Here is a 13,878-nt window from a genome sequence, read left to right on the forward strand (position 1 = left end):
GTTGCTTACAATCAATCGGTTTTGCACTTAATTTTTGGCTATTCCCATGAATTTATTGGGGATTTGCATTTTGATTTAGTTGTTGTCAAAGTGTTGCACTTTTGTAAGTTACGCTGTGTAAAACAGTGCCTAATGTTCTTTTTTTGGCTGCACTTGTCGTTGATGTCTCCGCAGACTTTTTTATCAGACTGCGCTGCAGCCCAGCGTTGTTGCCGAGTGTGTAAATAAACAGCATTGCCAATAGCAAATCCCGTTAAAATAGTGACTTATTAGTGAAAAAAAATGCTATGAATCGCGCCACATTTTTAATTCCCCATTTCAATAATCCCCAAGGGCTAGTCGCCTCGCTGGCATCGGTTGGCACAGCCGAATTGGTCGATGCGGTGATTGTGGATGATGGCAGTGTGCGCGCGCCGATTGATGAGGCGCAATGCCGTGCCGCGTGGCGCGCTCAGGGTGAATTGAAGTTTTATTATTTGCCGCATAATTGCGGCATTGAGTATGCGCTCAACACGGGGCTGGAAGCGATTTTGGCGGCGGGTTACGAATTTGTCGCCCGACTTGATTGTGATGATCTGTGTGTATCTGACCGTATTGCTCGCCAAGTGGCGTTTTTAGACCAATACCCTGAAGTTTATTTGCTTGGCAGTGCGGTGACTTTCTTTGATGCATCGGGTGACCGTTTTACGCTGAAGCAGCCACAGACGCATGCTGAGATTGTGACGCAGATGCATAAAGACAATGCGTTTACGCACCCAAGCGTGATGTTCCGTACAAAAGGCGTGCGCGAAATTGGCCTATATCCGATGGATTGCAAGGCGGCAGAAGACTTTGCGTATTTTTGGCAATTTGTAGATCGCTACCAAACGGCGAATTTGGCCGAAGTTTTGACCAAAAGTGAGTATAACGACAGCGGGATTTCGATGAGTCGCCGCCGTCAGCAACAAGCAATGCGAATCAAAATCCTCGCCCGCTATTTTGATTGGCGACCGCAGTCGGCGCTCAATATAGCTAAAGCCACAGCTTCATTTGCGCTACCTGTTTCATTCACCCGCAAAATCAAACGCCTACTTGGAGTTGGCACGTGGAATTGAGCTCCGTGCCGATTGATTTTGGCGAGAATGGTTTTGCCTGGCTACGTGGCGCACTAAGCGCCGATCAGTGCGCCGCATTAAAATTTACGTTGCTAGATTTTGCTGTGGCTGCCGGTCGTGGTGGTGTACGACAAATCCATCAAAAAAGTGAGACCATTCAAGAATTAGCGCTGCAGGGTGAGCTTGCGATTTTGGCTCAAAATCTATTACAAGAACCCATACATTTGGTGCGTTCGATCTTCTTTGATAAAACGCCGCAACAAAATTGGTTAGTGAGCTGGCATCAGGACTTAACCGTAACAGCAGCAGAAACTTTTAGTGCTGAGGGTTGGGGGCCGTGGTCGAGGAAAGAAAATATAATTCATGTGCAGCCTCCGCTGGAAGTTTTGCAGTCCATGTTAACCATGCGGCTACATCTAGATCGAGCAACGAAGCAGAACGGTTGCTTGAAAGTGATTCCACGCTCGCATCTTGGCGGTATTGTTCGTTCTGAATTGAGTGCCAAAGAAGTGAATGCAGTTTTTTGTGAGGCTGAAGTGGGGGATATTTTGCTGATGTCACCTTTACTGTGGCATGCATCATCAAAGGCCATTGAAGCTAGTAGCCGTCAAGTTTTACATTTTGAATATTCAAATCATCGCTGTGCAACAGATTTAGCTTGGCCGGCATTGGAAATCGCATGAGTGAACAGCTGCCCGTTTTATTATTAATCCCGCACTATAACAACCCTGCCGCGCTAGTGAAATCGCTGGCGAGTATTGGCGCAAATGAGCCGTGTGACGTGTTGGTGGTGGATGATGGTAGTGTGCGTGCGCCGATTGATATGACGGCGGCCAATGGAGCCTACCAAGGTTGCGGTAGATTGCGCGTGTTGAATTTGCCGCAAAACAAGGGCATTGAAGGCGCGTTGAACGCCGGTTTAGCGTGGGCCAAATCGCGTGGCTATGAATGGATTGCGCGGCTCGATTGCGGTGATGAGAACGTATCTGACCGTATCACTCGTCAATTGTCGTTTCTAGCTAAACACCCCGAGGTGGTATTGCTTGGTGGCGCGGCGAGTTTTGTCGACCAACATGGCGTGGAACAATTCGTTTTGCGCCATCCGACAGGGCAAGCTGAGATTCTTCAGTTTATGAAGAAAAACTCAGCGTATATTCATCCGAGTGTTATGTTTAAATTGTCTGCGGTAGATACGTTGGGTGGGTATCCATTGGATATGCCAGCGGCGGAAGATTATGCGTTGTTTTGGGCGCTAGCGCGGCAGTTTCCAGTGGCGAATTTACCTGATGTATTAATTAAGTACGAACTCGATCCGAATGGTATTTCCTTGGGTAAGCGTAAAACGCAGCTGCAGTCGCGCTTGAAATTGCAACGCAAGTATTTTGATGGCAGCCCGGCGGCGGTTGCGGGCATTGCGCGCACCGTTGCTTTGCTGGCGATGCCGTATGAGTTGGCGTTTAAAATCAAGGCCAAATTGCGTAAGGAAAAAGCATGAGTGCGATTGTCCACGTGGTTGAATCATTTGGCGCGGGCACGCTGTCTATGGTGTCGGCTATCGCCAATCGGCAGGCGCAAGACGGGCATTCTGTGACCGTTATTCACTCGGTACGCGAGGAAACTCCCGCTAATTGGCGTGCGTTGTTTGCGGATGCAGTGCAATGTATTCATCTGCCAATGCAAAGGGCGATTCACCCGCTGAATGATTTTCGTACGGGTCGTGCCTTGTTGAAATGGATTAAGGAGATTGCGCCGGATGTGGTGCATCTGCATTCGAGTAAAGCGGGTGCGGTTGGGCGGTTGGTGAGTTTGGCTTGGGCGGGCAAGGCGGACGGGCCGCGTTGGTTTTTCTCGCCGCATGGTTTGTCGTTTTTGCAGCGCGCCGAGGGGCGGCTGAAAAATGGGGTCTTTTTGGCGATTGAAAAAGTCCTGGCGGGGGTGCCAGTGACCTTTATCGCCTGCTCGCCGTCTGAGGGCGAAGAAATCCGCACGCATTTATCGAGCAATGTACTGGTGGTCAATAATGCCGTCGATTTGGCGGCGATTCCTCAAGCTCGCTCAATCAATGACGTGGCAAACGAGCGTAAAATTCGCATTGGTACGGTGGGGCGCGTGTGTTTAGCGCGTAATCCTGAGTTTTTCGCTGAAGTTGCGCACAAAATGGCTACCGATAACGCAGAGTTTGTCTGGATTGGCGGTGGTGATGACAGCGGTGAATTGGCTTTAAAAAACGCCCAAGTTGCAGTGTCTGGCTGGTGTGATCGCAGTGCGGCGCTGGCGGCTTTGGCGACCTTGGATATTTATATTCAGACCAGCCGTTGGGAAGGCTTGCCAGTGGCGGTGATTGAGGCGATGGCGGCGGGCTTGCCGGTGGTGGCGACTAATGTGGTGGGTAATCGTGATTTGGTGCAGCACGGTGCAAATGGCTATTTGGCGCATACGCCCGATGAATTTGTCGCGCATCTCAAATCCTTACTGGCTGACAGCCACTTGCGCGCTCAATTAGGGCAACAAGCGCAGGCTTTTGCACGTGAGCGATATTCTTTAGATCAAATGATGGGCAGTTTGTACGCCGCGTATGGCCTGCCATCAATAACAAAAAAACGTAATAACGAGACGCAATGAAACAAGAAAAACATTTACAAGCTGAACCCGCCAAACCTTGGCTTGCGATGGCTGACTTTACCGCACTGGCGATTTCGTTTGGCGTGGCGATGTTGCTGCTGTGGATTTTTCGCTATGGTCGAATTTCAGCCAGTTTTGAGTTGTGGTGGGCGTGGGAAGGCCGCCAACAAGGTCTAGCCTTTTTGGGCTTGGCGCTGATTACCGTCATTAACTTTTGGTGGCGTGGTCACTACAGTTTGCGACTACCATTCTGGGATGAATTGCTGGAAATTTTACGGGCACTGCTTCTGGCTGCGCTACTCAATGGTATGTTGGTTTTGCTGGGTAAATTTACCGTATCTCGGTTTTTGTGGCCGGTATCTTGGGGTATTGCGCTGGTGCTATTGCCGTATTGTCGCGGCGTAATGCGCGATTTTCTGCTTAAAAAACGGATCTGGCAGCTGCCGACGGTGATTATTGGCGCTGGCGTCAATGCGATTGAAGCTTATCGAGCGATGCATAGCGAGCGTCAATTGGGTTTTGAAGTGCAGGCGTTTTTGTCGGTTGATCAAGACGCGCCGAATGAGTTATTGATTAATGATGACGTCTTGCCAGTGGTGCGTTTACCGCGGGAAGAGTTGCTCGCGTGGCTGGCGATGAATGGTCGCCCGCATGTCGTGATTGCGGTGAATGAGGATGAGTTGCGCCAGCTGGAAAATCAGATTGAGCAATTATCGCTGCGCTACAAAGATATTCATATTATTCCGCCGATTGCGGGGCTGCCGCTGTTTGGCGTGGTGCCGCATCATTTCTTTAGCCATGAAGTGCTGCTGCTGCGGGTAAGAAATAATTTGCTGGTCAAGCCGCTCATTTGGTTGAAACGTGCTTTCGATTTATTTGGCGCGATGTGCGGCTTATTGTTGCTGGCACCGTTGTTGACGTATGTGGCATGGCGTATCAAATGCGAGGGCGGTCCTGGGGCGATCTTCTTTGGTCATGTGCGTGTCGGCATGAATGGTGTGCCGTTTAAGTGCTGGAAGTTTCGTACGATGGTACACAATTCGCAAGAAGTGCTTGAGCAGCTATTGGCGACCGATCCACAGGCGCGAGCGGAATGGGATACCGATTTCAAATTAAAAAACGACCCACGGATTACCAAAATCGGCGCGTTTTTACGTAAAACCAGCCTCGATGAGATTCCACAATTGTGGAATGTGATTTGCGGTGAAATGTCCTTGGTGGGACCACGACCCATTATCGATGCCGAACTTGAGCGCTATGGTGATAAAGTTGATTTTTATTTGGAAGCACGGCCAGGGCTTACGGGATTGTGGCAGGTATCGGGTCGTAACGACACCAGTTATGCTGAGCGAGTAGCGCTTGATGCTTGGTACGTTAAGAATTGGAATTTGTGGTACGACATTGCGATTGTCTGCAAGACGATAAAAACGGTGGTCAGTGGTCGTGGAGCGTATTAGAAGAATGTGAGGCGTTAGGAATGAGGCGTGAGGAGTAAAGTCAAAAGCTTTTCCCCTTACTCCTCACCCCTTACTCCTCACCTACCGGAGGTAGGTAATGCAAGATTTTGTTCAATGGTTTCGCCAAGCTGCGCCTTACATTCATGCCTTCCGTGGCCGAACTTTCGTGATCGCTTTGGGGGGCGAAGTGGTGCGTGATGGCAAGTTTGCCACGCTGACGCACGACATTAATTTGCTGACCAGTTTGGGCGTACGACTGATCGTTGTGCACGGTGCGCGGCCACAAATTGAAGCGCGTATCGCAGAGCGTGGGCTGGAAGGCCGTTACTTGAACGGGATTCGTGTCACTGATCAAGCTTCGCTGGAGTGCGTGATTCAGGCGGCAGGTCATGTGCGCGTTGAGATTGAATCATGGTTGTCGATGGGATTACCCAATTCGCCGATGGCCAATGCCGACATTCGTGTTTCGGCGGGTAATTTTATTACCGCGCAGCCGATGGGCGTGCGGGATGGCGTTGATCTGCAATATACCGGTGAAGTGCGTAAAGTCGACACCACGGCGATCAATTACCGGATGGATGACGGCGAGTTGGTGTTGATTTCCACCATCGGTTATTCACCAACTGGCGAGATTTTTAATTTAACACTGGAAGATGTCGCCACTGCGACGGCAACGGCGCTGAAAGCGGATAAATTATTATTTTTATTTGGTCAGGCGGGCGTCGTGAATGATGCGGGCGAGTTGCAAACCGAATTGACTGCTTTAGAAGCCGAGCAATTTTTAGCGGAGCATCCCGATACCAATGACGATGTTTCTTTGTATTTGCCCTGCGCGGTACGTGCGGTGCGTAATGGTGTACAGCGGGCGCATTTGATCAGTAATAATGTCGATGGTAGCTTGTTGATGGAGCTTTTCACGCATGATGGCATCGGTACGATGATCTCGCGTGAGTCGCTCGAAACCTTGCGCCAAGCGACGATTGATGACATTGGTGGGATGTTGGCCTTGATCGAGCCGCTCGAAGAGCAAGGTGTGCTGGTGAAACGGGGGCGCGAATTGCTCGAGCGTGAAGTGCATCGTTATTCGGTGCTGGAGCACGATGGTAAAACTATCGGTATTGTTGCGATTCACCCTTTCCCAAATAGCAAAATGGCCGAGCTGGCCTGCTTGGTGATTCATCCGGATTATCGTGACGAAGATCGGGGTGCGGATTTACTGCGTCACGTTGAGCAACAAGCGCGCGGCCTCGGTATTGAAAAACTCTTTGCCCTGACCACGCGAACCAGCCATTGGTTTGTTGAGCGCGGCTTTAAGCAAGCGTCGGTTGATGAGTTGCCGATGGAAAAGAAAGAAATGTATAACTACCAACGACGCTCTAAAGTATTTATTAAGCAATTACAACGTTAAGTGTGGTTAAGTTTCGGCGTATGCTCAAGCTGGAGCGGGTAGCGTGGTGGCCTAGGCTTTAAAAGTATGTCTCAACTACTGGATCGCTGCGAAAACGCTCCGGCGCAGGCTAATATGAGCCAGTGCTCTGTGCTTTGCTGTCGTGGTGTTGTTGCAGGTTGATACATTTGCGTGGCTTGAGCTTAGATCAAGCATCCGAATTGACTGCGCGTGTCGTATTTCGCGCGACAAGTTGTATATTTTCTCCATGCAGGATTTTAAGAGATAGTAAGCTCAGAAGATGTCCTTATTTTCCTTCTCTCCACGAACTCGCTTTATTGTGGCATTTTGCGTGCTGCAGATCGTGCTGTTTGTTGCTTTGATCGTTAATACCCAGCGAATTTGGTCTGAAATCGTTCAGCAAGAAAACGAACAGCATGTGCAATCGCTGTCACGGTTATTGAAAACTGCATTTATTCCTTCGATGGTCGCGGGGAATCGAGTCAAAGCGGCTGATTTATTAGATAGTTTGCAAACGGCAGATGGGATTGAGTATTTGGTCTTGCTCGATGCAAATCATCGAGTGATCGCCGCTCGTGGTTGGGATGTCTCTAAACCGATGCCAGTCATTGAGCCTGGGATGTTGATGGCGCCCAAGGCTGGTCGTTTGATGCACGCGCGTTTGAGTTTAGATTCTGGCGGTGAATTTCTAGGTGAAATCCGATTTGGCGTGTTAACCGATGCATTAAGTTCGGGCTTTGATCGTTTGTTGCTACAAAATGGTTTGTTGCTATTGCTTGGATTTGTGCTGCTGTCAGCATTGCTGATTTACGCCGCGTGGTGGATTTCCAATCATTTGCAGCGGATGATTCAGGCTACCGAAGCTTCGGCAACCGGTTTTTTTGAGCCAATGACGGTGCCGGCGGGTGAGGATCAAATTACCAAGATTTCGCAGCGTTTTAATGAAATGGCGTTGTCGATTAAAGCGCATGTGCAGGCACTTAACCAAAGTGAAACCAAATACCAAGCGATTGCCGATGCATCGACTAGCGTTGAGTTATTACTTAGCCCCGAAGGAAAATTACTGTGGGTGAACGCGGCGGTTTCACGCCTAACTGCGTATTCAGTCAATGAATGTATGCTGCTGCCGGATTTCCCGTTGACGATTGCGACGCCAGAAGAGCGTTTACGGGTGGAAGAAACGCTGCGCAGCGCGATTGAGCAGCAATCTAGCGAGCAAGATTACGAGTTTCGTGCGATGCGGCGCGATGGCACTTTGTTCTGGGCTGCAGCTAGTTGGCAGCCGATGTTTGATGTCAACCATAGCTATCAAGGGTTAAGGCTGAGCATTCGCGATAACTCTGAAATCAAAGATGAGCGTCTCGCGCTTCGCAAATCGGTGATTGAATTACGCCAAATCCAATCTTTAGGCAAAAGCTATTTGCAGCACGCCGAATCAGAACGCGCGCGGATGTTGGCTTTGCTCGCTGCGATGCGGTTTGGCGTTTTGTTTGTTGATAATGAAAATCGAATCGTCTTTTTTAATCCTGCATTTTGCGAAATGTGGGGTTTGTCATCGCAACAAATCATGATTGGCCGCCCAATTGGGCAGATTTTACAATTGGCAGATAATCGCCCTGCGATGGGGGATGTGCTGTCGTATTACCTAGAAGAATTTGCCTCACTGGAAGAGCGGGTCGACTTTGGTGAGGTCACCTTGAATGACAATCGAATTATTCTACAAAGTTGCTACCGCGTAATGGATCCGCAAGGTGAAACCAATGGCCGAATGTGGGTGTACGAAGACGTCACGCAACAGCGACTCATTGCTGAGCGCATGGTCAGTTTGGCTGAGCGCGATGCATTGACTGGATTATTTAATCGACACCGCTTTCAACAAGAATTGCACCGGATGGTCTCCGAGGCTGATCGTCGGCAAACCACGATGGCCTTGGTGTTTTTTGATTTGGACGAATTTAAGCTCGTCAATGACAGCTTTGGTCATACGGTCGGTGATGAATTATTGAAAAGTATTGCGCGTGAAGTCGGCAAGCAAGTCCGGCTCCATGAAGTCTTTGCCCGTTTGGGTGGGGATGAATTTGCAGTGCTGTTGCCAGAATGCGATGAGTTTGAGGTGAGTAAACTGGCTGATCGTATCGTGCAAACCGTCTTGCAAATGCAGTTTGTGGCAGGCAATCTTCCGATGCGGCCATCAACCTCGGTTGGCGTGGCGATGTATCCACTGCATGCGAGCTCGCCCGATCAATTAGTTGCCCATGCCGATACGGCGATGTATCAAGCCAAGGCGGCTGGCAAAGGCACATGGCGGATTTATCGCCCAGAATCAGATCATACCCGCAGTGAGTTGAGCCGATTGTCGTGGAAAGAGCGAATCATCGATGCACTTGAACATGATGGATTTGAGCTGCATTACCAAGGCATTTATCACACCGAAGATAAAAGTCTGGCGCATTTGGAAGCCTTGGTGCGGATGAAAGACGCTGACAGTCCGGGCGGCATTATTATGCCGGGACAGTTTATTCCCCATGCTGAAAAGACTGGCAAAATTGTGGATTTGGATCGCTGGGTGATTCGAGAGGTTATTCAGTTACTGGCGCAATATCCCGATTGCCCATCGATTGCGGTGAATGTCTCGGGGCGCTCATTTGATGAGCCTGAGTTGCCTTTATATATTGCGAGTTTGCTGGCGCAATATAAAGTGAATCCAAAGCGGCTGTTGGTCGAGTTGACCGAGACTTCAGCGGTATCGGATTTGTCGGATGCGCAGCGCTTTATTGATGCCTTGCGTGATACCGGCTGCGTGGTGTGCTTAGACGATTTTGGCGTGGGCTTTGCATCATTTGCCTACTTGAAGCAATTAAAAGCCGATGTATTGAAGATTGACGGTTTGTTTATTCGTGATCTGCCCAATGATAGCGACAGTCAGATTTTTGTCCGTGGCATGGTCAGCATCGCGCACGATATGGGTAAAACTACGATTGCTGAATTTGTCGAGAGCGAAACGATTTTCAATATGTTGCTTGAGTTTGGTGTCGATCAAGTGCAAGGGTATTGGTTAGATAAACCACAAAAAAATCACCCTGGTCTGAAGTAGGTATTGCTCAAAAGTCATTGATTTTTCAATTCTTTCCAAGCAATACCTTATGGTGTTTATTGTTGAGCAATCACTGCTTGAATGTTTTTCTCGCCGGTAACGCGGCTGATCACAGCAAGGGCATCATTGCGATTTGCAAATGGCCCTAAACGCACTTTATAAAGATTGGCAACGTTTTGAATGCCGAGTTTATTCGCATCATGGTCGAGTTCACGGGCAAGGTGTGCTTTAAAGTTTTCGGCGTTGCTCTGTGATGAAAATGCGCCTAACTGCACATAAATGCTGCCATTGGTTTCTGCAATCGGAATCGGACGTGGGTTTGCGGCAGTAATAACATTGCTGCTGGCAGGCGGTGTTGTGCGTGGCGCGGTGGCTGATGCAATAAATGCACTCGGTGCATCGCTAGGCACTAGGCTCTCAACAATGACTTCGGCGCTCCCTTGGTTGGCATAACCTAATCGGCAAGCGGCTAAAAATGATAAGTCCATCACCCGCCCCTTGTGAAAAGGACCGCGATCATTAATTCGTACAATGACGCTGCGGCCATTTTTAACGTGCGTGACCCGGGCATAGCTCGGGATCGGCAGTGTCGGGTGTGCCGCGGTCATTTGAAACATATCATAGGTCTCACCAGTACTGGTTTTTTGCCCATGAAACTTGCGACCATACCAGCTAGCAATCCCTTGTTCTTTGGCTTGCCCGATTTGATCTTGCGGCGTAAATGAGAGTCCGAGTACGTTGTAGGGGCGGTTGGCCCATTTGTGAAAGGGTTCCCAGCGTGGTATTGGCTCTTGGATGTAGTCGATATTGGCGGGGAAATCGGCCATCGGGCCATCATCTTTATAAAAAGCACCGTTGCCGGATTTGGGATTGTAACTGCAGGAGTACGGCGATGGTTTAGCGCTGACCGCCGGTGGCGTCGGAGTAGGGGTGGCTACCGGTGGTTTGCTTGGTGTACTGATATTGGGTGTGTTGCTGCATGCTGCTAACAATAAAGCATACAGCGATATACCAAGTTTATTGTTCTTCATTTCACACCTGCAAGATTCATAATCACCCACAGCTCACACTTTCATCAATGGTCGATCGCGTTGAATACTCATTAAAATCCCAAAGCCCGCCAAAATGGAGACCATCGATGTTCCACCGTAGGAAATCAGTGGCAAAGGCACGCCAACCACCGGCAACATGCCGGTGACCATGCCCATATTGACGAGCGCATAGGTAAAGAAGTTCATCGAAATCGCCCCCGCCAACAGGCGACCAAACAAGGTCGACGCATTATTTGCGATCATCAAACCACGGAAAATCACGGCTAAGTAGATCATCAGTAACACTACATTGCCAGCCAAACCAAATTCTTCGCCATACACGGCAAAGATAAAGTCGGTGGTTCGCTCTGGAATAAAGTCCAGATGCGTTTGTGTCCCTGCGAGCCAGCCTTTGCCAAACAGGCCGCCAGAGCCAATCGCAATCGTACCTTGAATAATGTGATAGCCAGCACCGAGTGGGTCTTCCATAGGGTTTAGCATCGTCGCGATTCGGCGGCATTGGTATTCATGCAAAATATTGATGCAAAGATCCCAATGCGTGACGGTATAAGCACCAACCGCAATCCCGACGCCCATCACAGCTAATACTACCCAAGGTAATCCAGCAAAAAAGAGAATATAAAAGCCAGATGACGCAACCAGTAGACTGGTGCCTAAATCGGGTTGTTTCAAAATCAAAGCAACTGGAACCAAAATAATCATCGCACCACCGATAAAATGGCGCCAATTGAGGCTAGCTTGGTAATGGTTGAAATACCATGCCATCATCAGCGGCAGGGCAATCCGCATGATTTCTGAGGGCTGAATTCGGGTTACGCCAATATTGAGCCAGCGCGTTGCACCGTGGCTGGTAATACCAAATAATTCAACGGCAATCAGTAAAATTACGCCACCAACATAGGCTGGCAGCGCCAATTGCATCAATGTTCGCTGCTGAATATTGGCGACAAACCACAGCACCCCCAGCGAAATTCCCATGAAAACGACTTTATCAGTGACACGATCCAAGTCTCGATTAGAGGCGGAATACAAGAGCCCCGCGGAAAGCGCAAAGATAATTAAAATAAAACAAAATAGCGCAGGATCGATTGGGCGCTTGATGCGCCCCCAAATATAACTAATCACGAACAACATCCTCTGCGGGTGCGATGGCTGATGCGCCGGACGCAGTTTTTTCTACTGGGTCTGCCGGCATTTTGCCTAAGAGGTAAAAGTCCAATACTTTACGGGCAATCGGAGCGGCAGCTTGCGCGCCGAAGCCACCATTTTCGACAATGACTGCCAACGCAATCGTCGGTTTGTCGGCCGGAGCGAAGGCAATAAACCAAGAGTGGTCACGCAAGCGTTCTTTCACTGCATTGGCATTGTATTTCGCGCCTTTCAAGCTATAAACCTGCGCGGTGCCTGTTTTACCTGCGGAGACATACTCAGCGCCTTTAAATACACTCGCGCCAGTCCCGATAGTCATTACCCCTTCCATGCCACGAATGACGCGTTCGATATTTTCCGGCTTCCAATTCATGGTTTTGCTCGGCTGCGGCTCGACTAAGGTTTTCTTGCCGCTGCTTGGATCGGTGAGCGTGGCGACGACATGCGGCTTGAACGCTACGCCGCGATTAGCCAGTGTCGCAGTAGCATGCGCCATTTGCATAGGAGTGAATGAGTTATAACCTTGGCCAATCCCGATTGAAACAGTTTCACCAGAAAACCATTTCTGTTGCGCTGGGTTTTTAAAGCGCTGCTTTTTCCATTCTGGGCTAGGTAAGATGCCCGCGCGTTCACCGGGCAAATCCACGCCAGTCTGCTTGCCGAAATCCATTGACGACATAAACCCAGCAATTTTATCAATCCCCATTTGCACCGCGAGTTGATAAAAATAGGTATCGCTAGATAGCGCAATCGAACGATCAAAGCTCATTGAGCCGTAACCGCCTTTTTTTGAGTCATTAAAGCGATGCCCACCGTACATAAAGTAGCCGGGGTCAGAAATCGTTTGGTGAACCAAAGGGGTGTTGTATTCGAGCGCCGCCATCGCCATAAATGGCTTGTAGGTTGAACCGGGTGGATATTCGCCGCGAATTGCACGATTCAGTAAGGGTTTATCGATCGAAGTATTCAGTTCATTCCAGCTAATGGGATCAATGCCATCGACAAATAAATTCGGGTCAAAGCCCGGCTTGGAGACCAGCGCTAATACGCCGCCGGTTTGCGGATCGATTGCGACCAAGGCACCACGACGGTCGCCAAATTGTTTTTCGACCATTTCTTGTAAACGAATATCGATCGACAAGGTTAAGTCTTGGCCAGACATTGGTGGCGTTCGGCTGAGCGTGCGTACTGCGCGGCCGCCAGAGTCGATTTCTACTTTTTCAAATCCAGTTCTGCCGTGCAGCTGTGCCTCATAGCTACTTTCGATCCCGAGTTTGCCGATGTAATCAGTACCGCGATAATTGGCGTACACGCCTTTTTCTTCGAGGTCTTTGATATCTCTATCATTAATGCGGCCAATGTAGCCAATTAAATGACTGCCGATTTCGCCCATTGGGTATTGACGAAATAAGCGCGCTTTCAGCTCAACGCCGGGGAATAAATAGCTTTGTGCAGCAAAGCGGGCGACTTCTTCATCGCTTAAGCGAGTGCGAATTGGCAAGGTTTCAAAATCTTTGGTTTCTTCTTGCAGCTTTTTAAAACGGCGTCGATCTTTGGGAGTGATATCAACAATCCCTTTTAAGCGAGTGATCGTGTCTTCCAAATCGTCGACTTTAGATGGTGTGATTTCCAAGGTATACGCTGAAAAATTATGCGCTAATACGACGCCGTTGCGATCACGAATAATTCCGCGCGATGGTGGAATTGGCACCAAAGAAATTCGGTTTTGCTCGGCCAGAGTCAAATAGCGATTGTGCTCGGCGACTTGTAACCAAATAAAACGAGCTAGCAAGACGCCAAACATCGTCAAAATAAATAACACCGCCACAATGAGGCGGATTTGAAACGCAAAGCGCTCACCTTTGGGGTTGAGAACCACCTTTTTATTCATCATGCACTCCCGAGCTTGTGCTGCGCGGTACAGCAAAAATCGAGGTCAGCAGTGGCGCTGAGAGAAAAACTAAAGACATGACTGAGTGGGCCAAAGATGCAGGTTGATCGT

General features: G+C 49.3%; 10 protein-coding genes. 7 read left to right on the top strand and 3 right to left on the bottom strand.

Features of this window, described 5'->3' with window-relative positions; genetic code table 11:
- Window positions 1–287: 287 nt before the first annotated feature.
- The 7 genes from GM173_RS09315 (at window position 288) to GM173_RS09345 (ending at window position 9,675) form a co-directional block, all read left to right on the top strand.
- Window positions 288–1,094, top strand: a complete 807-nt coding sequence (locus tag GM173_RS09315; RefSeq protein ID WP_203571100.1) for a glycosyltransferase — start codon at window positions 288–290, stop codon at window positions 1,092–1,094.
- Window positions 1,085–1,777 (top strand): phytanoyl-CoA dioxygenase family protein, encoded by a 693-nt coding sequence (locus GM173_RS09320; protein ID WP_203571101.1) that lies wholly within the window; start codon window positions 1,085–1,087, stop codon window positions 1,775–1,777. The genes GM173_RS09315 and GM173_RS09320 overlap by 10 nt, the downstream gene beginning before the upstream one ends.
- The gene (locus tag GM173_RS09325) at window positions 1,774–2,589 is read left to right on the top strand and encodes a glycosyltransferase (RefSeq protein WP_203571102.1); all 816 of its coding nucleotides are present in this window, start codon (window positions 1,774–1,776) and stop codon (window positions 2,587–2,589) included. Before GM173_RS09320 ends, GM173_RS09325 begins: the two co-directional genes overlap by 4 nt.
- Window positions 2,586–3,716: a glycosyltransferase gene (locus GM173_RS09330; protein WP_203571103.1), complete on the top strand. Its 1,131-nt coding sequence runs from the start codon at window positions 2,586–2,588 to the stop codon at window positions 3,714–3,716. Before GM173_RS09325 ends, GM173_RS09330 begins: the two co-directional genes overlap by 4 nt.
- The gene (wbaP, locus tag GM173_RS09335) at window positions 3,713–5,173 is read left to right on the top strand and encodes an undecaprenyl-phosphate galactose phosphotransferase WbaP (RefSeq protein ID WP_203571104.1); all 1,461 of its coding nucleotides are present in this window, start codon (window positions 3,713–3,715) and stop codon (window positions 5,171–5,173) included. The genes GM173_RS09330 and wbaP overlap by 4 nt, the downstream gene beginning before the upstream one ends.
- A 97-nt stretch (window positions 5,174–5,270) precedes the next feature.
- Window positions 5,271–6,581, top strand: a complete 1,311-nt coding sequence (gene argA, locus GM173_RS09340) for an amino-acid N-acetyltransferase (protein ID WP_203571105.1) — start codon at window positions 5,271–5,273, stop codon at window positions 6,579–6,581.
- 280 nt (window positions 6,582–6,861) lie between these two features.
- Window positions 6,862–9,675: a sensor domain-containing protein gene (locus GM173_RS09345; RefSeq protein ID WP_203571106.1), complete on the top strand. Its 2,814-nt coding sequence runs from the start codon at window positions 6,862–6,864 to the stop codon at window positions 9,673–9,675.
- A gap of 56 nt (window positions 9,676–9,731) precedes the next feature.
- On the opposite strand, the gene GM173_RS09350 is transcribed toward GM173_RS09345, so the two are convergent.
- From GM173_RS09350 to mrdA, 3 genes are read right to left on the bottom strand one after another with little or no spacing between them, the layout of a single operon-like run.
- Entirely contained in the window at window positions 9,732–10,706 is a 975-nt protein-coding gene (locus tag GM173_RS09350) for a septal ring lytic transglycosylase RlpA family protein (RefSeq protein ID WP_203571107.1), read from the bottom strand.
- A gap of 33 nt (window positions 10,707–10,739) precedes the next feature.
- Complete coding sequence (rodA, locus tag GM173_RS09355) at window positions 10,740–11,861, bottom strand: rod shape-determining protein RodA (RefSeq protein WP_203571108.1); 1,122 nt, start codon at window positions 11,859–11,861, stop codon at window positions 10,740–10,742.
- Window positions 11,845–13,767, bottom strand: a complete 1,923-nt coding sequence (gene mrdA / locus GM173_RS09360; RefSeq protein WP_203571109.1) for a penicillin-binding protein 2 — start codon at window positions 13,765–13,767, stop codon at window positions 11,845–11,847. Before mrdA ends, rodA begins: the two co-directional genes overlap by 17 nt.
- Window positions 13,768–13,878: the final 111 nt, after the last annotated feature.

The sequence above is a fragment of the Deefgea chitinilytica genome (assembly GCF_016881405.1).
GTDB classification, from domain to species: Bacteria; Pseudomonadota; Gammaproteobacteria; order Burkholderiales; family Chitinibacteraceae; genus Deefgea; species Deefgea chitinilytica.